Genomic DNA, 22,328 nt, shown 5'->3' on the forward strand with positions numbered 1-22,328 from the left:
CGCTGACGTCAGTGATGGAGCCGAACCGCCGCGCGTATGGATTCCCGCCTTCGCGGGAATGACGGAGGGGGGCGATCCAATCAAACCCCGTCATTCCGGCGAAGGCCGGAATCCATTGTGTCGGGTGCTCGCGGCAGGCACGCCAACGTCACCCCATCCATGGATTCCGGCCTGCGCCGGAATGACGGGTGCGCCTTACCCCAACCGCCCCAGCGCCGCATGCAACCGCGCCGCCTCGGCCATCTTGTCGGCATGGTCCGCCCGCGCCTTCTCGACCGCTTCGGGCTTCGCCCGTTCGACGAAGCTCGCATTGCCCAACCGTCCGGCCAACGCATCGCGCTCCTTCTCGGTCGCCGCGATCGCCTTGGTCAGACGCGCGCGTTCGGCATCGAGGTCGATAACATCGCCCAGCGGCAGAACGAAGGTCGCTTCGTCCACCACGATCTGCAACGCCCCGCCCGCCGGCGCATCGCCCGCAACCGCATCGACCCGCGCCAGCCGGGCCAGCACCGCGCCCTGTCGTGCCAGCCGCTCGACCGTCTCGCCCGACGCATCGCGGACATGCAGCGGCAACCGCGCGCCCGGCGGCACGTTCAACTCGGTTCGCGCCGCGCGGATTTCGGTGACCAGACGGATCAGCCAGTCGACCTCCGCCCGCGCCGCCGGATCGATCGCCCGCGCATCCGCCATCGGCCAGCGCGCAACGATCAGGTCGTTCGATCGCTCACCAAGTGCATGCCACAGTTCCTCGGTGATGAACGGCATGAAAGGGTGTAGCATCACCAAAATCTGGTCGAGGACCCAGCCCGCGACCGCGCGCGTTTCCTCGCCACCCTTGGCCCCGCCCTGCAACACCGGCTTGATCAGTTCGAGATACCAGTCGCAGAACCGGCTCCACGTAAACTGGTAGATCGTATTGGCGGCACCGTCGAAGCGCAGGTCGGCCAGCGCGAGGTCGAGCGCCTGCACCGTCTCGATCGTCTCGGCGATGATCCAGCGATTGACGGCCAGCTCGGCCTTGGGCGGTTCCAGCGTCGCCGACGCGCCGATGCCGTTGGCCTGTGCGAAACGGGTCGCGTTCCACAGCTTGGTCGCGAAGTTGCGATACCCCTCGACTCGCTTCTCATCCATCTTGATGTCGCGGCCCTGGCTTTCCATCGCCGCCATGAAGAAGCGCAGCGCATCGGCACCATAGGCATCGATCAGCCCGAGCGGATCGACGGTATTGCCCTTCGACTTCGACATCTTCGCGCCATCGGCGGCGCGGACGAGGCCGTGGAGGTACAGCGTCTTGAACGGCACCTCCTTCATGAAGTGGATGCCCTGCATCAACATCCGCGCGTCCCAGAAGAACAGGATGTCGAAGCCCGAGATCAGCACGTCGTTGCTGTAACGTCCACCGAGCGTCGGGTCGGTGTTCTCCGGCCAGCCCAGCGTCGCGAACGGCCACAGCGCCGAGGAGAACCACGTATCGAGGACGTCCTCGTCCTGCTTCAGCGCAACGCCCGCGCCCGCTTCGGCCTGCGCCTCTTCATAGGTTTCGGCAACGAACACCCGGCCGTCGTCCGCGAACCACGCGGGGATGCGATGCCCCCACCACAGCTGGCGCGACACGCACCATGGCTGGATGTTCTCCATCCAGTTGAAATAGGTCTTTTCCCACGACTTCGGCACGATCTTGACCGCGCCCGACCGGACCGCCTCGATCGCGGGCTGCGCCAGCGTCTTGGCATCGACATACCATTGGTCGGTCAGCCACGGCTCGATCACCACGCCCGAACGGTCGCCGAACGGCGTCTGGATCGTGCGCGGTTCGGCGTCGTGCTCGGTGCCGTCCTTGTCGACATGCGGGATCAAGACGGCTTCGTCCTTCAGCAGCGCGACGACCGCCTTGCGGGCATCGGCGCTCGACAGGCCGAGAAAGGCGGCGGGGATCAGCCCGTCGGCGGTCTGCACGATGTGCGCCCTGGCATCGAGCATGTTGAGCATGTCGCGCGCCTCGATCCCGGCGCGGCGGCCGACCTCGAAGTCGTTGAAGTCGTGGCCGGGCGTGATCTTCACCGCACCCGATCCCAGTGCGGGGTCGGCATGTTCGTCGGCCACGATCGGGATCAGACGTCCCGTAATCGGCAAGCGCACCTGCTGACCGATAAGCGCGGTGTAGCGCGCGTCGTCGGGATGCACCGCGACCGCCATGTCGGCCAGCATCGTTTCGGGCCGCGTGGTCGCCACCTCGATCGAACCCGATCCGTCGGCGAGCGGGTAGCGCAAGCGCCAGAAGCTGCCGCGCACCTCCCGCGTCTCGACCTCGAGATCGCTGATCGCGGTGCCGAGACCGGGGTCCCAGTTCACCAGCCGCTTGTCGCGGTAGAGCAGCCCTTCGCGATGCAACTGCACGAACACCTTCAGGACGGCGGCGGAAAAGCCCTCGTCCATGGTAAAGCGTTCATTGGCCCAGTCCATCGAACAGCCCAGCCGGCGGAGCTGGCCGGTGATCTGCCCGCCGCTCTCGGCCTTCCATTCCCAGACCTTCGCGACGAAATCGTCGCGCGAGAAATCGGTGCGCTTCTGCTGCCGTTGCGCCATCTGGCGCTCGACGACCATCTGCGTCGCGATGCCGGCATGGTCGGTGCCGACGACCCACCGTGCGTCCTTGCCCTGCAGCCGCGCATGGCGGACGAGGATGTCCTGCAGCGTGTTGTCGAGCGCGTGGCCGATGTGGAGGTTGCCGGTGACGTTGGGCGGCGGATTGACAATCGTCCACGGCGTCGCATCGGCACGCTCGGGCCGGAACAGGCCTTCCTGTTCCCAATGGGCATACCAGCGCGCCTCGATGGCGGCGGGGTCGAAGGTCTTGGGCAGTTCGCTCATGCACCGCCGCATGGCGCGGATGCGGCGGCGTTGCAAGAGAGCGGGTTATTCGCGTCCGCTGATCCGGGCGATCTCGCGCGACACCATCGCCTCGACGATACCGGGCAGCTTGGCGTCGAGCCATTCGCGCAGCATCGGGCGAAGCATTTCGCGCACCAGTCCTTCGAGCGAATCGCTGCCGGGCGTTTCCGGCTTCACCAGCATCCGCGACAGCTGATCGAGCGCACCACGGCTGGCCTCGGCCGCGCGGTCCGACACGATCGACGCATCGACGGCGGCGCCCGGCATCGGGGCGGCCGGTGCGGGTTCTTCCTGCGGTTCGGGCGCACGGGCGCGCGGCGCTTCCGCACGCTGCGTTTCGACGCGCGGCGCCTCGACGCGGGGCGGCGGAGGAGGAGCGGCGACGGTCTGGTTCAACTCCAGCACCTCGTCTCGGTCGTCGAGGTCGCGGACCTGCGCCGTGCGAATCGACTTGCGTCCGCGCAACGCCTGGGCCGATCCCTCGCCCTCTTCGGCGATGATCCGCTTGATCGAGGACAATATGTCCTCCATCGACGTTTCGTTGCTGATATCCCCCATCGCAACCCTCATGCCTGTCGCCTCTGAACGCTTAGCTGTCGGGGTTGGCGCGCGGCGTGTCAACGCCTTGCGTCGTTCGCGGCGCGCCACCCTGTCGATTGGGCGCGTCGAGCCCCTGGGTCGGGGTATAGGGATTGGGGCTGCGTTGCAGCGACGGATCGAGTTCGCGGGTCACGACCGGGGTCTGTGCCGGGCTGTTCACCGTGCTGGGCGCGATCGGCACCGGTGCGGGATCGTCCTTCCAGTCCCACACCACGTTGCGCACGCGGTTGTAGTTGACCGTGGGATCGTACAGCGCCCCGCCATCGAGCCCCAGATCGCGCGCCTCCGCGCGACCCATCGCCGCCAGCAGCGCGAAGCCCGCGACATAGGCGTCGCGCCGTGCCGTCACCAGCTGCACCTGCGAATTGAGCAGTTCCTGTTCGGCGTTGAGGATGTCGAGGATCGTCCGCGTGCCGACACTGTTCTCGGCGCGGACGCCCTCCAGCGACAGGCGGTTGGCGGCGACCTGCACCTCCGACGACTGGATCACACGCAGCGCCGATTGCCACGCGGCGAATGCCGACCGGGCGTCGGACACGACGCCGCGTTCGACCTGCGTGACCTGTTCGATCGCCGCGCCTTCCAGCGCCTGCGCCCGGCGGATCTGCGCGCTGGGGCGCCCGCTCTGCCAGAGCGGCAGGCTCATCTGCACGCCGACCTGCGCCTGCCCGCCATCCTGTTGCAGCACGACGCCCTGCACCGACTGCGCCGATCCGAGGAAGCTGGTATAGCTACCGCCGCCAACTGCGTTAATCGTAGGCAACCGGCCGGCACGCGCGACGCGGACGTCGAAGCCGGCGGCATCGCTGGTGCGGCGCGCGGCGATCAGAGAAGGATTGTTGGCCACCGCTACGCCGACCGCGGCGTTCGGATCGACCGGCAGGTTCGGCAGCGCCGGCGGCGTGTCGAGCGTCGCGGCGGGCGCACCGGTCGTCGCCACGTAATTCTCGCGGCTGCGGATCAGTGAGGCCTCCGCATTGCGCAGCTGCGCCTGTGCCGAGGCCAGCCGTGCCTCCGACTGGGCGACGTCGGTCCGGGTCAGGTCGCCGACCTGGAACCGGTCCTTCGACGCCTGCAGATTGACCTCCAGCACGCGCAGGTTCTGCTGGTTCAGCCGCACGATCGCTTCGTCGCGGATCACGTCGTTATAGGCGGCGACGACCAGCGTGAAGACGTTCGCTTCGGTGCTGCGCAGATTGGCACGACCGGCATCGACCCGCGCATCGGCAGCGCGGACGTTGTTGCGTACCGCCCCGCCCGCGAACAACGACTGCGATACCTGCACCTGGACGCTGCCCTGACGCGGTGCCTGGGTGAAACCACGGCTTGCCGGATTGATGACGTTTTCGATCACCGAGCTTTGCGTCGTGACCTGCGGCAATCCCTGCGAACGCGCCAGCGGCACGCCTTCGTCGGTCGCACGCTGGTTGGCGCGTGCGCCAGTCAGCTGCGGATTGGTCGCATAGGCGCGTGCCAGCGCCTCACGCAGCGTTTCCGCACTTGCAGGCCCGGCCAGCAGCGCCAGCGCCGCGACCCCACCGATGAACTTCCCCCCCCGCATATGCCCTTACCTTGCGAACTGAAATGTCTTGGGACGTGCGAAGCCCGGCAGTACGATGCAGTCGAGATCGGCGAAATCGATCAGCCCGAACCCGCCTTCGGTACGGCGGCCCAGCGCCAGCCGGGTGACGCCGCGATCGACCAGCCCGGTGGTCAGCCGGCCGCCCGGTGCCAGCTGCTCCACGATCGCATCGGGGACCGATTCGACCGCACCGTCGATGACGATCACGTCATAGGGCGCACCGTCGGGCGAACCGGCATTGAGCGGCCCTTCGACGAACGTCACCTTGGTGTCCGCGATCGCATCGCGCGCGGCGGCGATCAGCGTGGGGTCTTCCTCCAGCGCAACAACCGATCCGGCCAGCCGGGCGAGGACGGCGGCGGCATAGCCCATCGCCGCACCGACCAGCAGAACGCGGTCGGTCGGCTGGATTTCGGCGGCGGTCAGCAGGCGCCCGGTAATCAACGGCGCATTGATCGCTCGCCCCCCGGCGAGCGGCAGCGGCGCGTCGCGGTAGGCGACGTTGGCCTGCGCGGGCGGCACGAAGCCCTCGCGCGGAACGTCGCCCATGGCGGTCACGACACGCGGGTCGCTGACTGCGCTGGTGCGCAGCTGGCTGACGACCATCGCGTGGCGCATCGCTTCGAAATCGGATCGGGTCTGCATCGAATCGGTCATGGTGCAATCCTGTCGCACAACTGTTTTACCCGCGCAACACACATCACGCGCAAGCCGCTGTCTATCGCGACGAACCGCCGCCGCCAAGGAGCCGGCCGGTATAATTTGTGCGGCGACAGTTGACACCGGGCCGCGCGCCCCGCAAATGCCCGCCTCCCACCGTATCGAGGCGCGATGGCGGAGTGGTGACGCAGAGGACTGCAAATCCTTGCACCCGGGTTCGATTCCCGGTCGCGCCTCCAACGGACGGTTGATTCGCCCACCCGATCAGCGGGCCAGGCGGGCTACCATCATCGTCAGAGTTGGCTCGCGGCTTCCCGCGATCTGGACGATATGCGTGCCGGCGGGCAGGTCGAAATCGACCATCTTGCGGATACCGCTACAGGCCGGCCCATGACCATGGCCGACCGATGCCACCGACCGGCCACCGTCGACCAGATCGATCCACGCCCCGCTGCCCAGCGCCACGCGATACCGACCGGGCTGGGTCGTGACGAAGCGGAAGATGCCGCCATGGCTGGCCGCGTCGCCCGGCTTTTCGGGCTTCACCGCGAAGCGCAGCGTCGCTTGCGGCACCAGCTTCGCGCGAACCGCCACACCGGGGGTGAGCACCGCTTCGGCACTGGCATCGACAGCGCGCGGCTGCGCCCATCCGCGCAATTCCGGCGGCGGGGGCGCGACGGTCGTGCAGGGCGCGGCGGCGGCTTGCAGCAGGAACAGGGCGGCGAGCGTCATGGACATGAGACGACCTTTTCGAAAGATAACCGTGCCATGGGTATCGTGCCGCAGGGTACCGCGCCAGCGCCCTTGTCCGTAGCGCGTGCAATCAGGATGAGGGGAAAGCCGGCCCGGCGCGTATCCCATGTCGACCATAGGGAAGCATCCGCATGACCCAGCATCTCGACCGATCGTTGCAACGGTTGTCGCACACATCCGATCATCCCGGCCTGCATGGGATCGAGGGCGGTGTGTTCGACCGCCTGCGCTGCGACCGGGCGGCTCGCGGCACCGGGCTGCGGCTGGCAGGGGTCGCCGCGTTCGGCGCGGCGACGATGGGGCTGATCGCCGCCGATCCGCTGCCCCGCCCCGCACCGCCGGCGTTCGCCGACGACCTCGCGCTCGCGCCCTCGACCTTGTTGGGCGAGCGATGAGCCGCCGTTGCTGGACGATCCTCGTCGCGCTCGTCGCCTTTATCGCGGCGGTGGCGGGCGTGCTGGCCGGGCGGGCGATCGGGGATCGGGGGTCGGGAGGACATGGCAACGAACTCCACGCATTGCTGCACGACCGGATGACGCTGACCGACGATCAACGCCGACAGCTGGACGCGCTGGAAGCCGGCTTCGCCGCGCGTCGCAGCGGATTGCAGGCCCGGATGCGCGCCGACAACGCCCGATTGTCCGCCGCGATCGCCGCCGAACATGGCGAGGGGCCGCGCGTCGCCGCCGCCGTCGACGCCAGCCACCGCACGATGGGCGCGTTGCAGAAGGAAACGCTGGCGCATGTCTTCGCGATGCGACGGCTGCTGCGGCCCGACCAGCTGCCCGCATTCGACCGGGCGGTCGCCCGCGCGCTAACCCAGCCGACCCAGTGACGGCGATCGATGCCAGTACGAGCGACGGCGATCTTGCGGCACAGGCGCGGACCGGCAGCGAGGCTGCCTTCGCGGTGCTGATGCAGCGGCACAAGGGGCGCGTCTATCGCCTGGCGCTGAACAGCATCGCCGAACCCGACGAGGCGCTTGATATCGTGCAGGAAACCTTCCTGTCGGCGTATCGCGCGCTGCCCCGTTACGATCCGGCGCGGCCGATGGCGAGCTGGCTGGCGGCGATCGCACTCAACAAGTGCCGCGACCGCGCGCGTCGCCGAGCGCTGCGGCATTTCTTCTTCGGCGCACGCCCGGTCGAAGAACTTGCCGACACGATGGCCATCGGCGATCCCGACCCTGCGCAATCCGCGTCGGATCGGCAGGAACTGGCACGGGTTCGTCTTGCCATCGCCCGCCTGCCCGCTTCGCTGCGCGAACCGCTGCTGCTGTGTACCGTCGAAGAGATGCGCCATGCCGATGCCGCCGCACTGCTTGGCCTCAGCACGAAGGCGATCGAAACCCGCATCCGCCGCGCGCGGGCGAAATTGAGCGAATTGCTCGCGGCATGAGGGGACGGCTGATCCGCCGCGTATCACGTTGCGAGACAGGCTTTCGACAGGGTTTTGCGACATGATGACGATCGACCGCCGCGGGCTGTTGCGCGGCGCGGCGCTGAGCAGCGGCGGACTGGTGCTCGGCGCGTGGACGCCGCTTGGCGCGAACACGCCCGATGCGATGCCGGTCGTCTCGGGCGACCTGATCGAACTGCGTATCGCCCGGCTGAACCGTACGGTAGACGGGCGGCCGACCCGCGCGATCGGGATCAACGGTATGTCGCCCGCGCCGCTGATCCGCCTGCGCGAAGGGCGGCGCGCGCGCATCCGCGTGACCAATGACCTCGACGTCGACACCTCGCTCCATTGGCACGGGCTGCTGGTCCCGTTTCAGTATGACGGCGTACCCGGCGTTTCCTTTCCCGGCATCGCGCCAGGGCAGAGCTTCCTCTATGACTTCCCGGTGCGGCAGAACGGTACCTATTGGTATCACAGCCATTCGGGTGGGCAGGAACAGACCGGGCTGTACGGGCCAATCGTGATCGATCCCGCCGCGCCCGACCCGGTCGCCTATGACCGCGAACATGTCATCGTCCTGTCGGATCACAGCCGCGCGAGCCCGGAGGCGATCTTCCGCCGGCTGAAGGTGCAGCCGGGCTATTACAATTTCCAGCGGCAGACGCTCGCCGGACTACTCGCCGGGCGCGACCAGCCGGCGGAGAACCGCAAACATTGGGGTGCGATGCGGATGGACCCGGCCGATATCGCGGATGCGACCGGCGCGACCTACACCTATCTGGTCAACGGCCATGGCCCCGCCGACAACTGGACGGGCACATTCCGGGCGGGCGAGCGGGTGCGGCTGCGGATCGTCAATGCGTCGGCGATGACGACATTCAACGTCCGGATACCGAACCTGCCGTTGACCATCGTCCAGGCCGACGGGCTGAACGTCGCGCCGGTTACCGTCGACGAATTCCAGATCGGGGTCGCGGAGACCTACGACGCGATCGTCATCCCGCAGGACCGGGCCTATACGCTGGTCGGCGAAAGCGTCGACCGGTCGGGCATGGCCCGCGCGACGCTCAGCCCGCGTGCCGGCATGGTCGCGCCGGTACCGCCGCTGCGCCCGCGACCGCTGGCGACGATGACCGACATGGGCATGGGCACGATGGACCACGCCCCGCCCCGCGCGCCCGATCCGACCGCCGAACAAAACGCGTCGCGCCGGCTCGCCACCGACGACGCGCCCGATCACGCCGCGATGGATCATGAAACCATGGAACATGACGGGATGGACCATGGCGCGATGAAGATGCGCGACTTCGCCGCCGCGCCCCAGATGGCGAAGACCCCCGGCGTCCAGACCATCTCCCCCATGCCCGCCGACCGCACCGGCTATCCGGGACAGGGGCTGGAGAATGTCGGCCACCGCGTCCTGACCTATCGTCAGCTGCGCGCGCTGGAACGCAATCCGGACGTTCGCGCGGCCGGACGGCAGATCGACGTTCACCTGACCGGCAACATGGAACGGTTCATGTGGGGGTTCGACGGGAAGCGGATGGTCGACACCCACGAACCCTTCGCCTTCGTGCTGGGGGAACGGGTACGGATCAACCTGATCAACGACACGATGATGGCGCATCCGATCCACCTGCACGGCCATTTCTTCGAACTGGTCACCGGACAGGGCGACCATGCCCCGCGCAAGCATACTGTGATCGTCCAGCCCGGCGGGATGGTCAGCGTCGACCTGACCGCCGATGCGCCGGGTGACTGGGCGTTCCATTGCCACATGCTCTACCACATGCTGGCGGGCATGATGCGGGTCGTGACCGTCCGCCCGGCGGGAGGCGCGGCATGACCGCGCGGCTCGCCCTGCTCCTCGCCATCGGCACGGCCACGCCGGCATGGGCGCAGGACCATGCCGGCCACGGCCAAATGGACCATAGCAAGACGGATCACGGCACCCCGCCCCCGCCGCCCGCCGATCCGGCCGTGTCTGGCACCGACCTGCCCCCCGGCGACGCGCCTGCCCCGCCGGTGCCGATGCCGCACGCCGCCGATGGCATCTGGGGCGCCGACGCCATGGCAAACTCGCGCAAGGTGATGATGGCGGACGAAGGCGGCGGACAGCGGTTCGCGCAAGTCCTGCTCGATCGCCTCGAATGGAGGGACGGCGGCTATCGTTGGGAAGGCGAAGGCTGGTTCGGCGGCGATCTCCACCGTCTGGTCGTCAAGAGCGAGGGCGAGGGCAAGGACCGGTTCGAATCCGCCGAGGTGCAGGCGCTCTATTCTCACGCGGTCGGTCCCTATTTCAACCTGCAAGCTGGTGTCCGCCACGACAGCCGTCCGACCCCGAAGCGGAGCTATGCAGTGGTCGGCGTCGAAGGCCTCGCCCCCTATTGGTTCGAGGTCGAGGCGCACGGCTTTCTGTCGACCCGCGGCGAACTAACCGGAAGGGTCGAGGGCTATTACGACCAGCGCATCACCCAGCGCCTGATCGCGCAGCCCCGCGCCGAGCTGAACCTGTCGGCACAGGACGTTCGCGACACCGGGCTCGGATCGGGTCTCACGAGTGCCGAACTGGGCCTGCGCCTGCGCTACGAGATCGCCCGCGAGTTCGCACCCTATGTCGGGGTCGCGTGGGAGCGGCGGTTCGGCGACACCCGCCGCTTCGCCCGCGCGCGTGGCGCGGATGCCGGCGGCGTCGAACTGGTCGCCGGCATCCGCGCATGGTTCTAAGCGACGCGGCTATTCGTCGGGCTTCGCCATCTTCGTATGCTGCGCCGCCAGCACGCTGTCGGGCGTGATGTGGCTCAGTGCCGCCTGCACCTTATTCTTGGCACCCGACACGACATGCGCCGATCCGGCCATCACCGCGTCCCAGCCGTTGCGGGCGGTCTTGGCGGGGTCTTCCTTTGAATCGTCCTTGCCGACCGGCGTGTCGAGCATCCCGGCGCGTTCGAAGAACAGGGTGTCGGTCGGCCCAGGCATCAGCACGGTGATGGTTACGCCGCTGTCCTTCAGCTCCTCGCGCAAAGCATAGGCGAAGCTGTCGAGATAGGCCTTGGTCGCGTTGTAGACTGCCTGATAGCTGCCCGGAATCAGCCCGGCGATCGATCCGGTGATGAGGATCCGCCCTTCCCCGCGCGCTGCCATATCGCGCGCGACCTTCTGCAACAGGTAGGTCGTGCCGGTGACGTTGGTGTCGATCACCCGCCGCCATGCCGCCACGTCCTGTTCGATGAACGCATGGCCGAGACCCCGCCCGGCATTGGCGATCAGCAGGTCGATCGCCCGCCCGCCGACCTCCGCCAGCAACCGGTCATTGCCCTCGAAGGTCGACAAGTCCGCCTCGACCGCCGTCGCGCCGACCGTACCGGCCGCGGCGTCGATCTGCGGTTCGTCGGCGGCGACGATCAGGTCGTACCCTTCCCCCGCTGCAATCTTGGCCAGTTCATAGCCGATACCGGTCGAAGCGCCGGTGATGACCGCCAGTTTGTTCGCCACGCTCACGCTCCCTTCGCCCAGTCGGGCTTCAGCACCACCTTGGTGCAGACATTCTGCTCGTCGTGGAATTTCTTGTAGCCCTTCTGCGCATCCTCCAGCGCCATCCGGTCGGAGATCATGAAGGTCGTATCGATCTTGTCCTCCATGATCGCGGTGAGCAGCGCCGGCAGGTAGCGCTGGACATGGGTCTGCCCGGTTTTCAGCGTCAGTCCCTTTTCCATCAGCGCGCCGAACGGGAACTTGTCGATCATCCCGCCATAGACGCCGGGCACCGACACCCGACCGCCTTTGCGACACGCGACGATCGCCTGCCGCAGCGCGTGCGGCCGATCGGTGCCGAGGAAGGTCGACGCCTTGATCTGGTCGACGATATTGTCGACGAACAGCCCGTGGCTCTCCAACCCGACGCTGTCGATCACCGCGTCCGGGCCGATCCCGCCCGTCATCGTCATCAGCGCGTCGTAAATGTCGGTTTCCTCGAAATTGAGGACTTCCGCCCCCAATCCCTTGGCAAGGCTCAACCGATGCGGAAAATGATCGATCGCGATGACCCGGTGCGCCCCCATCAGCAGCGCCGACTGGATCGCGAACAGCCCGACCGGACCGCAGCCCCATACCGCCACGATGTCGCCATCCTCGATATCGGCATTCTCCGCCGCCATCCATCCGGTGGGCAGGATGTCCGACAGGAACAGCACCTTGTCGTCGTCGACCCCGTCGGGGATCACGATCGGACCGACGTCGCTGAACGGCACGCGGACATATTCTGCCTGCCCCCCCGGATAGCCGCCGGTCATGTGGCTGTAGCCGAACAGGCCGGGCGCGACCTGCCCCCACAATTCCTGCGCGATATCCTGATTGTCGGCCGGGTTGCCGTTGTCGCACCCCGAATATTGCTGCTTCGAACAATGATAGCAGCTGCCACAGGCGATCACGAAGGGAACGACGACGCGCTGCCCCTTCTTGAGGGTCGACTTGGGACCGGTCTCAACCACCTCGCCCATAAATTCATGGCCGAGGATGTCACCCGCCTGCATCGTCGGGATATAGCCGTCGTACAGATGCAGGTCGGACCCGCAGATCGCGGTTGACGTGATCTTGATGATCGCGTCGCGCGGGTTGATGATCTCAGGATCAGGGACGGTGTCGACGCGGACGTCGTGCTTGCCGTGCCAGGTGAGTGCGCGCATCCGGCAATTCCTCTCGTTTTACGATTTCGGTTCGCGGTTGGGCGGCGTGGTCGTCGCGATCTCGCCGGTTTCCATCAGCTGCTTGAAGCGGCGCAGATCGCGCCGGGCCTGGATCGCCGGTTCCTTCTGCGTCACCTTGGCGACCAGCTTGCCAACGATGCCGGCGGGCGGCGAATAGGCGATCATCGCCGTCACCACCGTACCGCGTCCGGGCGCAGCCTCGGTGAACGACACCCAGCCGCTGTTCGGCACGTCACCATGTTCGGCGCGCCAGCCGATTCGCGTGTCCGGCACGTCCTCGGTAACGATCGCGTCCCATTCGTAGCTGCCATTGGGTCCGGCAACGGTCCAGTGCGAGCGGTCGTGATCTTTGACCTCGATCGCCTCCACGTTCAGCATGAAGGTCGCGAGGTTTCCGAAGTCGCGCCAATAGGCATAGAGTTCGGACGCCGGACGGTTGATCGTCACCGCGACGCCCGACACCGAAGATTCGCCGTTCGGCGCCGCGCCACCGCGCTCGTCCCGGTCTTTCGAGGTGAACGCGGGCGCATCGTCGCGCACGATGTCGCCGGGCAATTCGGGTTCGGCCATGGCCATGCTCTCCCGTCCGCCGGATCGTCGACCCGGCTGATTGATCCATGATAAGCTATTGATCGAACGATGCTTATTGTCCGATCCATCCCCAACCGCCCGCCAGTCAAGCTGTTCCACGCCGAACCGGACTTTTGCCGGTCAACGGCCCGGATTTGCAGACGGGTCGCATCGCGCTACACGCTCGGTCCATGTACTTCGCCCCGCTCACGCTCCACAATTCGCTGACCCGCAGCCTTCAGCGTTTCGAACCGATCGATCCTGCCAAGGGGGTCCGCGTCTACTCGTGCGGGCCGACCGTCTACAATTACGCCCATATCGGCAACCTGCGCGCCTATGTGTTCACCGACACGCTCAGCCGGGTGCTGCGGTGGAAGGGCTATCCGCTCACCCATGTCATCAACATCACCGATGTCGGCCACCTGACGTCCGACGCCGATGCCGGCGACGACAAGATGGAAGCTGCGGCAAAGGCGAACGCGCAGTCGATCTGGGACATCGCCGCGCACTACACGCAGGCGTTCAAGGGCAATCTGCGCGACCTGAACATCGACGATCCCACGCGATGGTCGGTCGCCACCGATCACATCGCCGAGATGATCGCCTTCGCCGAAAAGATCGCGCCCGGGCACTGCTACGAACTCGACAGCGGGCTCTATTTCGACAGCACGACCGTCCCCCAGTACGGCGCACTGGCCGGCGGACAGGACGATGCTGGTGAAGGCCGCATCGATCCGGTCGCCGGCAAGCGGCATCCGCAGGACTTCGCCATCTGGCGCAAGACGCCGCCGGGCGAGAGCCGCCAGATGGAATGGGATTCGCCGTGGGGCAAGGGCGCGCCCGGCTGGCATCTCGAATGCTCGGTGATGAGCATCAAATATCTCGGCAGCCCGTTCGACATCCACACCGGCGGCATCGACCACCGCGAAATCCACCATCCGAACGAGATCGCACAGAACCAGGCCTATTGCGGTTGCGCCGACAGCGGCGCCGCCTTCTGGATGCACAACAACTTCCTCGTCGAACGATCGGGCAAGATGTCGAAGTCGAAGGGGGTGTTTACCACGCTCCAGACGCTGATCGACGGTGGCGTCCATCCGCTCGCCTATCGGCTGATGTGCCTGTCGGCGCAGTATCGGTCCGAACTGGAGTTTTCGGCGGAGAATTTGATCGCGGCGCTGACGCGGTTGAAGCGGCTGGCGATGACCGTCGTCGGCCTGCGTGCCCGCGCGACCGGCGAAGGCGATGCGGGCAAGGCGGCGGCGTATCGCGAACGGCTCGACCTCGCCGTGTCCGACGACCTCAACACGCCGCGCGCGCTGCCCGTGCTCGACGAACTGCTGGCCGACAAGAAGTTGACCCCGGCCGATCGTCTGGCGGCGCTGGCCGATTTCGACGCGGTGCTGGGGCTGGGGCTGGCGACGATCGAGCGGGCCGACCTGCGCGTGCGTCCGGCTAACGCCTCGATCGATGCGGCAACGATCGAGATACGGCTGGCGGACCGCAAGGAAGCACGCGCCGCGAAGGATTTCGCCGCCAGCGATGCGATCCGCGAAGAACTGACCGCGGCGGGAGTAGAGGTTATGGACGGCGACCCGCTCGGCTGGGACTGGCGACCGACGCTGGGCTAGAGCGTGATGCCCCTCATCCGAACCGTTCATGCTGAGTAGGGACTGAGCTTTTCGAAGGCCCGTATCGAAGCATTTCCCAAGCAGTCCTTCAATACGCCGCTTCGCCAAGCTCGGCGGCTACTCAGGACGAACGGTTCTATCTGCCCTAATCACTATCACGAACGTCATCCCAGCGAAGGCTGGGATCTCCCGGTTACGGAGCGCCGCTCCTCGCCGCACGAGGCCCCGGCCTTCGCCGGGTCGACGAGATGCAGTGACCTAACCCCTTGCTACACCCCCCGCTTCCCCGCCATATCGACCGCACGAATCATCGGGGGACGATATGCGGGGACAGGTGCTGGGCGTCGATCGGAACGGCCGCGAGGGGCGGATCGCCGGCGACGACGGGCAACGTTACTGGTTCGAACCCGATGACTGGTCCGACCGGATCGGCCCCACCGTCGGCGCGCAGGTCGATTTCGAGGTATCGAACGGCCGGGCGCTGCGCATCTACCACGTGCCCGGTACCGTTGCCCCCCGCCCCGCCGCCGATCCGGTACGTCCGCGCCCGCGCAAGGACAAGGTCGCGGCAGCCTTGCTCGCCTTCTTCCTCGGAATCTTCGGCGTGCACCGTTTCTACCTCGGCCGGGTCGGGTCGGGCATGGCCATGCTGGTCCTGACCTGCACGCTGGTCGGCATCTTCGTGACCAGCATCTGGTCACTGGTCGATTTCATCCGCTATCTCGTCATGGACAACGACGAATTCCATCAGCGTTATGGCTGATCGAAGCGGTCGATCGGGGCGATGAACCTTTCCTTCATTGCGCGAACGGCGGGTTTCGCGCATGGGAATTGCCCGAACCGACTTCTATGGAACTTGTGATGGCTGCCACTTGGGCTCCCGACAGCTGGAAATCCGCCGAAGCGCGCCAGCTCCCGACCTATCCTGACGCGCAGGCGCTCGACGCCGCGACCACGCAGCTGGCCAACTATCCGCCGCTCGTCTTTGCCGGCGAAGCGCGCAACCTGACCGCCGAACTGGCGCAGGTGGCGGAGGGTAAGGCGTTCCTGCTGCAGGGCGGCGACTGCGCCGAAAGCTTCGCCGAATTCCATCCGAACTATATCCGCGACACCTTCCGCGTCATCCTGCAAATGGCGGTGGTGCTGACCTTCGCGTCGAAGCTGCCGACGGTAAAGCTCGGCCGCATGGCCGGCCAGTTCGCCAAGCCGCGCTCGGCCGACACCGAGGTGATCGACGGCGTCGAACTGCCCAGCTATCGCGGCGACAACATCAACGACATCGCCTTCACCGCCGAAGGCCGCGTGCCCGATCCGCAGCGCATGATCCGCGCCTATTCGCAGGCGGCGGCGACGCTCAACCTGCTGCGCGCGTTTGCCACCGGCGGCTATGCGAACCTGCATCAGGTCCATCGCTGGACCCACGACTTCATGGGCCGTTCGCCCTGGGCCAAGAAATATGCCGACGTCGCCGACCGTATCGGCGAGGCGCTCGACTTCATGGCCGCCTGCGGCATCGACGCCGACAGCGTGCCGCAGCTGAAGGCGACCAGCTTCTACACCAGCCACGAAGCGCTGCTGCTGCCGTACGAACAGGCGCTGACCCGGCAGGATTCGCTGACCGGCGACTGGTACGATACGTCGGCGCACTTCCTGTGGATCGGCGACCGCACCCGTTTCGATGGATCGGCGCATGTCGAATTCCTGCGCGGCATCGGCAACCCGATCGGTATCAAATGCGGCCCGAGCCTCGAGCCCGACGCGCTGCTGCGGATGCTCGACACGCTCAACCCGAACCGGGTGGCAGGGCGGATGACGCTCATCACCCGCTATGGCCATGACAAGATCGAGGCGGGCCTGCCCAAGCTGATCCGCGCCGTGCAGCGCGAAGGGCATCCGGTCATCTGGTCGTGCGACCCGATGCACGGCAACACGATCAAGGCGACGACCGGCTACAAGACGCGGCCGTTCGACCGTATCCTGGCCGAAGTACGCGGTTTCTTCGCGGTCCACCGGGCCGAGGGTAGCCATGCCGGCGGCATCCATGCCGAAATGACCGGGCAGAACGTCACCGAATGCACCGGCGGCGCGATCGCAGTCACCGAACAGGCGCTGGCCGATCGCTACCATACCCACTGCGACCCACGGCTCAACGCCGGGCAGAGCCTTGAACTGGCATTCCTGCTGGCCGAGATGCTGAACGACGAGATGGCGGAACGGCGCCTGGTCGCGGCGTAACAGGGTATGGGAGCGGGCCCCTCCCCTCTCCCAACCATGCGTCACCCCAGCGCAGGCTGGGGTCTCCCGCTGATAGCGCGCAGCAGGAATCGTGTGAGACCCCAGCCTGCGCTGGGGTGACGTCATCGGCGGGTGTGAAACCGCACCCGTTCGTTACCCCAACCCCGCCAATACCTTGTCGAGGGTGATCGGGTACTCCCGAACCCGAACCCCGCATGCATTATACACCGCGTTCGCCACCGCGGCGCCGACGCCGCAAATGCCGAGCTCGCCCACCCCCTTCGCCTTCATCGGCGACGACAACGGGTCTTCCTCGTCGAGGAACACGACCTCCTGATGCGGAATGTCGGCATGGGTCGGGACGTGATATTCGGCGAGGTCGTGGTTGATGAACCCGCCGAAGCGCGGATCGACCACCAGTTCCTCGGTCAGCGCCGCGCCGACCGCCATCGTCATCGCGCCGAGTATCTGACTGCGCGCCGCCTTGGGGTTCAGAATGCGCCCCGCCGCGAACACGCCCAGCATCCGCCGTACGCGGACCTCGCCGGTATCGGCGTCGACGCCCACCTCGACGAAATGCGCGCCGAACGTCGCCTGCACGAATTTTTTCGTCAGATCGCCGAACTCGATCCGATCCTCGACCTCGATCCCTGCGCCACCCGCAGCCTCGCCCAGCGCGACCGACTTGTTGCCCGACCACACCCGACCATCGGCAAACCGCGCGTTTGTGGGCTCGAACCCGACAGCTTCTGCAACTTTTTCGCATAAGGTCACACAGGCTGCGTAGACCCCGGCGGTGGAACTGTTCGCACCGAATTGCCCGCCCGATCCGGCCGATATGGGGAAATCCGATTCACCCAGTCGAACCGTGACCTGGTCCAACTCGACGCCGAGTATCTCGGCGGCGGTCTGCGCGAGGATCGTATAGCTGCCGGTACCGATATCGGTCATGTCGGTCGTGACGGTCACGCGCCCATCGCCCGCGATCCCGACCCGCGCCGCCGACTTCAACACCATGTTGCCGCGATACGCCGCCGCCATTCCCATGCCGACCAGCCAGCGGCCGTCGCGCCGCTGCCCCGGCGTCGTGCTGCGCGCGCTCCAGCCGAACCGCTCGGCACCCTCGCGCAGGCAGCCGATCAGGTCGCGATGCGAAAAGCGGCGTTCGGGCTTTTCCGGATCGACTTGCGTATCGTTCAGGATGCGCAGGTCGACCGGATCGATCGTCAGCGTTTCGGCGAGTTCGTCCATCGCCGCTTCGATCGCCATCATGCCGACCGCTTCGCCCGGTGCGCGCATCGCGCTGGATTCGGGCAGGTTTAGTTCGGCAAGCCATTCGACGACCTGCCGGTTGGGGGCAGCGTACAACTGCCGCGTCTGCGCACCGGCTCCCTCCGGACCGCCGCCGGGCAGATCACCCGACCAGCTGTCATGCGCGATCGCCTGCAACCGCCCTTCGCGATCCGCGCCCAGCCGCAACCGCTGGATCGTCGACGACCGGTGCGTGGTGTTGTTGAACATTTGCGGGCGCGTAAGGACGACCTTTACCGGCCGCCCAACCTGCCGCGCGGCGATCGCGGACAGCACCGCATCGGCACGGACCCATAGCTTGCCCCCGAACCCGCCGCCGATATGATGCGCTACGATCCGCACCTTGTCCTTGGGCATGTCGAGGATCTTGGCCATGTCGCGCGCGGCCCAGTCGACCATCTGATTCGCGGTCTGCAGGGTCAGGCGATCCCCATCCCACGACGCGATCGAGGCATAGGGCTCCATCATCGCATGCGCATGATCGGGGGTGGTGTAGGTCGCGTCGACCTGCACCGGCGCGTCGGCAAAGGCCGCGTCGAAATCGCCATGGCCGTTCGACCGGAACGGTTTGTCGGCACCCGCACGCGCAGCCTGCGCCAGCTCGAACGCGCCCTCGTCCCCGGCATAGTCGATCCGCACCAGCCGCGCCGCAGCACGCGCCGCCTCGAAGCTGTCCGCGACGACCAGCGCCGCCGCCTGCCCCAGCTGATCGACCTTCGGACCGGCCAGCATCGGCACCTTGTGATCGTCGCCGATGCCGATCGTGCCGGCATTCTCATGGGTGACGACCGCCAGCACGCCGGGCGCCGCCAGCGCATCGCTCGCATCGATCGCCATGATCCGTCCGGTCGCGATGGTGGTACCGACCACGAAGCCATGGACCATGCCCGGCACGGCGAACTCCGCCGCATAGGTTGCGCGACCGCTGACCTTCAACGGGCCCTCGATCCGGTCGGTGGGGTGCCCCAGGACGCGCATCGCATCGGTCGGGTTCGCGCCGGCGGCTTGGGTAAACTTCATGACGGTTACTTCCTATTTCCGGCCGAACAGCTTCTCGATGTCGCCATGTGCAAGCTTGATCCAGGTCGGGCGGCCATGATTGCACTGGCCCGAATGGGGGGTGACCTCCATTTCGCGCAGCAGGGCGTTCATCTCGACCACCGACAACACCCGGCCGGCGCGAACCGATCCATGACAGGCCATCGTCGCGGCGACATGATCGATCCGCTCTTTCAACGACAGCGCCGCATCATGCGCGCGGATTTCGTCGGCCAGATCGGTCACCAGACCGATGACGTCGCCCTGCCCCAGCACGGCCGGCGTAGCGCGTATCAGCATCGCACGCGGACCGAACCGCTCCAGCTCCAGCCCGAACTCGCCCAGTTCGTCGGCCTTGTCCTCCAGCGCGTCGCAGGCGACCTCGTCCAGCTCGACGACTTCGGGGATCAGCAGCGCCTGTCGCGCGACGCCGCCTCTGGCCATCGCCGCGCGCATTCGTTCCAGCACCAGCCGTTCGTGCGCGGCATGCTGGTCGACCAGAACCAGCCCGTCCTCCGCCTCGGCGACGATGTAGGTCCGTGCCACCTGTCCCCGCGCCGCACCTAGCGGGAATTGCGTCGAGGCAGGCGGTGGTTCGGCGGCGACTTCGGCGCGGGCCTGCGGCGGTGGGGCGAAGAAGGTCGGACGGCGATCGTGAAACGCGAAGCCCGATGACGCGGTCGCTTCGGCCAGCGGCGGGAGCGACATCTGCTGCTGCGCGACCGGCTCGGTCGTCCACGCCGCCATCGCATCTTCGGCCGGCCGCTGGACCGCGCGGAAGCCGGCCTCGTCCAGTGCCCGCCGCAGCCCGCCGACGATCAGCCCGCGCGCCGCCGCCGGATCGCGGAAGCGCACTTCGGTCTTGGCCGGGTGGACGTTCACGTCGATCAGGTCGGGATCGACGTCGAGGAACAGCGCCACCACCGCATGGCGATCGCGCGCCAGCATCTCGGCGTAAGCGCCGCGCACTGCGCCAGACAGCAGCCGGTCCTTTACCGGCCTACCATTTACGAACAGATATTGATGATCGGCGATCCCGCGATGAAAGGTCGGCAGGCCCGCAACGCCGCCCAGCCGCATCCCCTCGCGCGCCCAGTCGAGCCCAACCGAATTGGCGGCGAGCGCCCGGTCGGTCAGTGCCGCGACGCGTTCGGGGCGCGATTCGCCCGCCTGCACGCCCAGCACCCGCCGCCCGTCATGTTCGAGCGTGAAGGCGATATCGGAGCGCGCCATGGCGAGCCGCCGCACCTGATCGACACAGGCAGCAAATTCCGATCGGGCCGAGCGCAGAAATTTTCGCCGCGCCGGCACGCGCGCGAACAGCCCCTCGACCCGGATGCGCGTCCCCGGCGGCACCGCGGCGGGTCGAACCTCGACGACCTCGCCATTGTCGACGCTGCGCAGCCAGCCCTCCGCCCCCGCCGGGCGGCTTTCGATCGACAGCCGCGCGACGCTCGCGATCGAGGGCAACGCTTCACCGCGAAAACCCAACGTCGTGACCGCTTCGATCCGGTCGTCGGGCAGCTTCGAAGTGGCGTGGCGTTCCAGCGCCAGCGCCATGTCGGCCGGTCCCATGCCACAGCCGTCGTCGCTAACCTCGATCAAATCGATGCCCCCGCCGGCGAGACGGACGAGGATACGGGTGGCGCCGGCGTCGATCGCGTTCTCGACCAGTTCTTTCAGCGCGGAAGCGGGGCGTTCCACCACTTCGCCCGCAGCAATGCGGTTGACGAGATGCTCGGGGAGACGGCGTATTGACATGGGGGTCGCTCTAGCCCAAGCGGCGCCATCCCGCGACCCGCTTCCGCCTTCTGGCAACCGATCGGATAGCCGACCGGACGGGTCGAGGTACAAGCTGCGAACCGCCGCGTCGGGACACGCGGACAAGGACGGAAGTATCGATGGCCTTCTCGCGTTTCTTCAAGTTCATGTCGCATGATATGGCGATCGACCTCGGCACCGCCAATACGGTGGTGTATCTGCGGGGTCGTGGCGTCGTGTTGAACGAACCGTCGGTGGTGGCGGTCGAGACGCTGAACGGCGTGAAGCGGGTGAAGGCGGTCGGCGACGACGCCAAGCTGATGATGGGCAAGACCCCCGGTTCGATCGAGGCGATTCGCCCGATGCGCGACGGGGTCATCGCCGATCTCGACGTCGCCGAACAGATGATCAAGCACTTCATCCAGAAGGTGCATGGTCAGCGCCGCTTCATCCGGTGGCCGCAGATCGTGATCTGCGTTCCGTCGGGGTCGACCAGCGTCGAACGCCGGGCGATCCGCGACGCCGCATCGAACGCGGGCGCATCGCAGGTGTGGCTGATCGAGGAACCTATGGCTGCCGCGATCGGCGCCGACATGCCCGTCACCGAACCGATCGGGTCGATGGTCGTCGATATCGGCGGCGGCACGACCGAGGTCGCGGTGCTGTCGCTGCGTGGCCTCGCCTATTCCACCTCGGTCCGCGTCGGCGGCGACAAGATGGACGAAGCGATCGTCAGCTATGTCCGCCGCAACCATAACCTGCTGATCGGCGAAGCCACTGCCGAGCGGATCAAGCAGGAAGTCGGCACCGCCAAGCCGCCTGCCGACGGCATCGGCACGCTGATCTACGTCAAGGGCCGCGACCTCGTGAACGGGGTCCCGAAGGAAATTCAGATCAACCAGGGCCAGATCGCCGAGGCGCTGTCCGAACCGGTCGCGGCGATCGTCGAGGGCGTGCGTATCGCGCTCGAAAACACCGCGCCGGAACTTGCGGCCGATATCGTCGACCAGGGCATCGTGCTGACCGGCGGCGGCGCGCTGTTGCAGGGTATCGACGAGGTGCTGCGTGACGAGACCGGCCTGCCGGTGACGGTTGCCGAAGACCCGCTGACCTGCGTTGCGCTGGGCACCGGTCGCGCGCTCGAGGATCCGATCTACAAGGGCGTCCTGCTCGCCGTCTGACATAGGG

19 protein-coding genes and 1 tRNA gene are annotated in these 22,328 nt (G+C 67.0%); 10 read left to right on the top strand and 10 right to left on the bottom strand.

The window, feature by feature from the left end; genetic code table 11:
- Positions 1-195 precede the first annotated feature (195 nt).
- The 4 genes from MF610_RS05780 to MF610_RS05795 are packed head-to-tail and all read right to left on the bottom strand — an operon-like array spanning position 196 to position 5,731.
- Positions 196-2,871 carry a valine--tRNA ligase gene (locus tag MF610_RS05780; protein WP_242193768.1) on the bottom strand — a complete coding sequence of 892 codons (2,676 nt, stop codon included), beginning with the start codon at positions 2,869-2,871 and terminating at the stop codon, positions 196-198.
- Positions 2,872-2,916: 45 nt separating this feature from the next.
- Complete coding sequence (locus MF610_RS05785; RefSeq protein WP_242193770.1) at positions 2,917-3,462, bottom strand: DUF2497 domain-containing protein; 546 nt, start codon at positions 3,460-3,462, stop codon at positions 2,917-2,919.
- A gap of 19 nt (positions 3,463-3,481) precedes the next feature.
- The gene (locus MF610_RS05790; RefSeq protein ID WP_242193772.1) at positions 3,482-5,053 is read right to left on the bottom strand and encodes a TolC family outer membrane protein; all 1,572 of its coding nucleotides are present in this window, start codon (positions 5,051-5,053) and stop codon (positions 3,482-3,484) included.
- A gap of 6 nt (positions 5,054-5,059) precedes the next feature.
- Positions 5,060-5,731: a protein-L-isoaspartate O-methyltransferase family protein gene (locus MF610_RS05795; RefSeq protein ID WP_242193773.1), complete on the bottom strand. Its 672-nt coding sequence runs from the start codon at positions 5,729-5,731 to the stop codon at positions 5,060-5,062.
- Positions 5,732-5,899: 168 nt separating this feature from the next.
- Here MF610_RS05795 and MF610_RS05800 point away from each other — a divergent pair.
- Positions 5,900-5,973 (top strand) — tRNA-Cys (locus tag MF610_RS05800).
- A gap of 25 nt (positions 5,974-5,998) precedes the next feature.
- Here the strand turns inward: MF610_RS05800 and MF610_RS05805 are convergent.
- Positions 5,999-6,472, bottom strand: coding sequence for a homogentisate 1,2-dioxygenase (locus tag MF610_RS05805; protein WP_242193775.1), 474 nt, complete (start codon positions 6,470-6,472; stop codon positions 5,999-6,001).
- 146 nt (positions 6,473-6,618) lie between these two features.
- Here MF610_RS05805 and MF610_RS05810 point away from each other — a divergent pair, with 146 nt between their 5' ends.
- From MF610_RS05810 to MF610_RS05830, 5 genes are all read left to right on the top strand, one after another.
- Positions 6,619-6,882, top strand: a complete 264-nt coding sequence (locus MF610_RS05810; RefSeq protein WP_242193777.1) for a hypothetical protein — start codon at positions 6,619-6,621, stop codon at positions 6,880-6,882.
- Positions 6,879-7,322, top strand: coding sequence for a Spy/CpxP family protein refolding chaperone (locus MF610_RS05815; RefSeq protein WP_242193779.1), 444 nt, complete (start codon positions 6,879-6,881; stop codon positions 7,320-7,322). The genes MF610_RS05810 and MF610_RS05815 overlap by 4 nt, the downstream gene beginning before the upstream one ends.
- Positions 7,319-7,885, top strand: coding sequence for an RNA polymerase sigma factor (locus tag MF610_RS05820; protein WP_242193781.1), 567 nt, complete (start codon positions 7,319-7,321; stop codon positions 7,883-7,885). Before MF610_RS05815 ends, MF610_RS05820 begins: the two co-directional genes overlap by 4 nt.
- A gap of 64 nt (positions 7,886-7,949) precedes the next feature.
- Positions 7,950-9,734 carry a copper resistance system multicopper oxidase gene (locus MF610_RS05825; protein ID WP_242195270.1) on the top strand — a complete coding sequence of 595 codons (1,785 nt, stop codon included), beginning with the start codon at positions 7,950-7,952 and terminating at the stop codon, positions 9,732-9,734.
- Positions 9,731-10,615, top strand: a complete 885-nt coding sequence (locus tag MF610_RS05830) for a copper resistance protein B (RefSeq protein WP_242193783.1) — start codon at positions 9,731-9,733, stop codon at positions 10,613-10,615. The genes MF610_RS05825 and MF610_RS05830 overlap by 4 nt, the downstream gene beginning before the upstream one ends.
- Positions 10,616-10,624: 9 nt before the next feature.
- On the opposite strand, the gene MF610_RS05835 is transcribed toward MF610_RS05830, so the two are convergent.
- From MF610_RS05835 to MF610_RS05845, 3 genes are read right to left on the bottom strand one after another with little or no spacing between them, the layout of a single operon-like run.
- Positions 10,625-11,383: an SDR family NAD(P)-dependent oxidoreductase gene (locus MF610_RS05835; RefSeq protein ID WP_242193785.1), complete on the bottom strand. Its 759-nt coding sequence runs from the start codon at positions 11,381-11,383 to the stop codon at positions 10,625-10,627.
- 2 nt (positions 11,384-11,385) lie between these two features.
- Positions 11,386-12,573: a zinc-dependent alcohol dehydrogenase gene (locus tag MF610_RS05840; protein WP_242193788.1), complete on the bottom strand. Its 1,188-nt coding sequence runs from the start codon at positions 12,571-12,573 to the stop codon at positions 11,386-11,388.
- Positions 12,574-12,591: 18 nt separating this feature from the next.
- Positions 12,592-13,164 (bottom strand): SRPBCC family protein, encoded by a 573-nt coding sequence (locus MF610_RS05845; RefSeq protein ID WP_242193790.1) that lies wholly within the window; start codon positions 13,162-13,164, stop codon positions 12,592-12,594.
- Between the two features lie 191 nt (positions 13,165-13,355).
- Between MF610_RS05845 and cysS the strand changes: the two genes are divergently transcribed.
- The 3 genes from cysS to MF610_RS05860 all read left to right on the top strand — a co-directional run bounded on the left by cysS (position 13,356) and on the right by MF610_RS05860 (position 17,030).
- Positions 13,356-14,795: a cysteine--tRNA ligase gene (cysS, locus tag MF610_RS05850; protein WP_242193792.1), complete on the top strand. Its 1,440-nt coding sequence runs from the start codon at positions 13,356-13,358 to the stop codon at positions 14,793-14,795.
- Between the two features lie 322 nt (positions 14,796-15,117).
- Positions 15,118-15,558, top strand: a complete 441-nt coding sequence (locus MF610_RS05855) for a TM2 domain-containing protein (RefSeq protein ID WP_242193794.1) — start codon at positions 15,118-15,120, stop codon at positions 15,556-15,558.
- A 98-nt stretch (positions 15,559-15,656) separates the two neighbouring features.
- Entirely contained in the window at positions 15,657-17,030 is a 1,374-nt protein-coding gene (locus tag MF610_RS05860) for a class II 3-deoxy-7-phosphoheptulonate synthase (protein ID WP_242193796.1), read from the top strand.
- A 153-nt stretch (positions 17,031-17,183) separates the two neighbouring features.
- On the opposite strand, the gene MF610_RS05865 is transcribed toward MF610_RS05860, so the two are convergent.
- Entirely contained in the window at positions 17,184-19,361 is a 2,178-nt protein-coding gene (locus MF610_RS05865; protein WP_242193798.1) for a xanthine dehydrogenase family protein molybdopterin-binding subunit, read from the bottom strand.
- A gap of 12 nt (positions 19,362-19,373) precedes the next feature.
- A complete protein-coding gene (gene mutL / locus MF610_RS05870; RefSeq protein WP_242193800.1) occupies positions 19,374-21,140 on the bottom strand; it encodes a DNA mismatch repair endonuclease MutL in 1,767 nt (588 codons plus the stop codon).
- Between the two features lie 140 nt (positions 21,141-21,280).
- Here mutL and MF610_RS05875 point away from each other — a divergent pair, with 140 nt between their 5' ends.
- Positions 21,281-22,321, top strand: coding sequence for a rod shape-determining protein (locus MF610_RS05875; RefSeq protein ID WP_055756338.1), 1,041 nt, complete (start codon positions 21,281-21,283; stop codon positions 22,319-22,321).
- Positions 22,322-22,328 lie beyond the last annotated feature (7 nt).

Origin of the sequence: Sphingomonas hankookensis (assembly GCF_022664465.1) — a bacterium.
Lineage (GTDB): Bacteria > Pseudomonadota > Alphaproteobacteria > Sphingomonadales > Sphingomonadaceae > Sphingomonas > Sphingomonas hankookensis.

What these genes read in the sequence shown, in the direction of transcription:
- MF610_RS05780 (WP_242193768.1), bottom strand. Translation starts at nt 2,871, where the DNA reads ATGAGCGAACTGCCCAAGACCTTCGACCCCGCCGCCATCGAGGCGCGC.
- MF610_RS05785 (WP_242193770.1), bottom strand. Translation starts at nt 3,462, where the DNA reads ATGAGGGTTGCGATGGGGGATATCAGCAACGAAACGTCGATGGAGGAC.
- MF610_RS05790 (WP_242193772.1), bottom strand. Translation starts at nt 5,053, where the DNA reads ATGCGGGGGGGGAAGTTCATCGGTGGGGTCGCGGCGCTGGCGCTGCTG.
- MF610_RS05795 (WP_242193773.1), bottom strand. Translation starts at nt 5,731, where the DNA reads ATGACCGATTCGATGCAGACCCGATCCGATTTCGAAGCGATGCGCCAC.
- MF610_RS05805 (WP_242193775.1), bottom strand. Translation starts at nt 6,472, where the DNA reads ATGTCCATGACGCTCGCCGCCCTGTTCCTGCTGCAAGCCGCCGCCGCG.
- MF610_RS05810 (WP_242193777.1), top strand. Translation starts at nt 6,619, where the DNA reads ATGACCCAGCATCTCGACCGATCGTTGCAACGGTTGTCGCACACATCC.
- MF610_RS05815 (WP_242193779.1), top strand. Translation starts at nt 6,879, where the DNA reads ATGAGCCGCCGTTGCTGGACGATCCTCGTCGCGCTCGTCGCCTTTATC.
- MF610_RS05825 (WP_242195270.1), top strand. Translation starts at nt 7,950, where the DNA reads ATGACGATCGACCGCCGCGGGCTGTTGCGCGGCGCGGCGCTGAGCAGC.
- MF610_RS05830 (WP_242193783.1), top strand. Translation starts at nt 9,731, where the DNA reads ATGACCGCGCGGCTCGCCCTGCTCCTCGCCATCGGCACGGCCACGCCG.
- MF610_RS05840 (WP_242193788.1), bottom strand. Translation starts at nt 12,573, where the DNA reads ATGCGCGCACTCACCTGGCACGGCAAGCACGACGTCCGCGTCGACACC.
- MF610_RS05845 (WP_242193790.1), bottom strand. Translation starts at nt 13,164, where the DNA reads ATGGCCGAACCCGAATTGCCCGGCGACATCGTGCGCGACGATGCGCCC.
- cysS (WP_242193792.1), top strand. Translation starts at nt 13,356, where the DNA reads ATGTACTTCGCCCCGCTCACGCTCCACAATTCGCTGACCCGCAGCCTT.
- MF610_RS05855 (WP_242193794.1), top strand. Translation starts at nt 15,118, where the DNA reads ATGCGGGGACAGGTGCTGGGCGTCGATCGGAACGGCCGCGAGGGGCGG.
- MF610_RS05860 (WP_242193796.1), top strand. Translation starts at nt 15,657, where the DNA reads ATGGCTGCCACTTGGGCTCCCGACAGCTGGAAATCCGCCGAAGCGCGC.
- MF610_RS05865 (WP_242193798.1), bottom strand. Translation starts at nt 19,361, where the DNA reads ATGAAGTTTACCCAAGCCGCCGGCGCGAACCCGACCGATGCGATGCGC.
- mutL (WP_242193800.1), bottom strand. Translation starts at nt 21,140, where the DNA reads ATGTCAATACGCCGTCTCCCCGAGCATCTCGTCAACCGCATTGCTGCG.
- MF610_RS05875 (WP_055756338.1), top strand. Translation starts at nt 21,281, where the DNA reads ATGGCCTTCTCGCGTTTCTTCAAGTTCATGTCGCATGATATGGCGATC.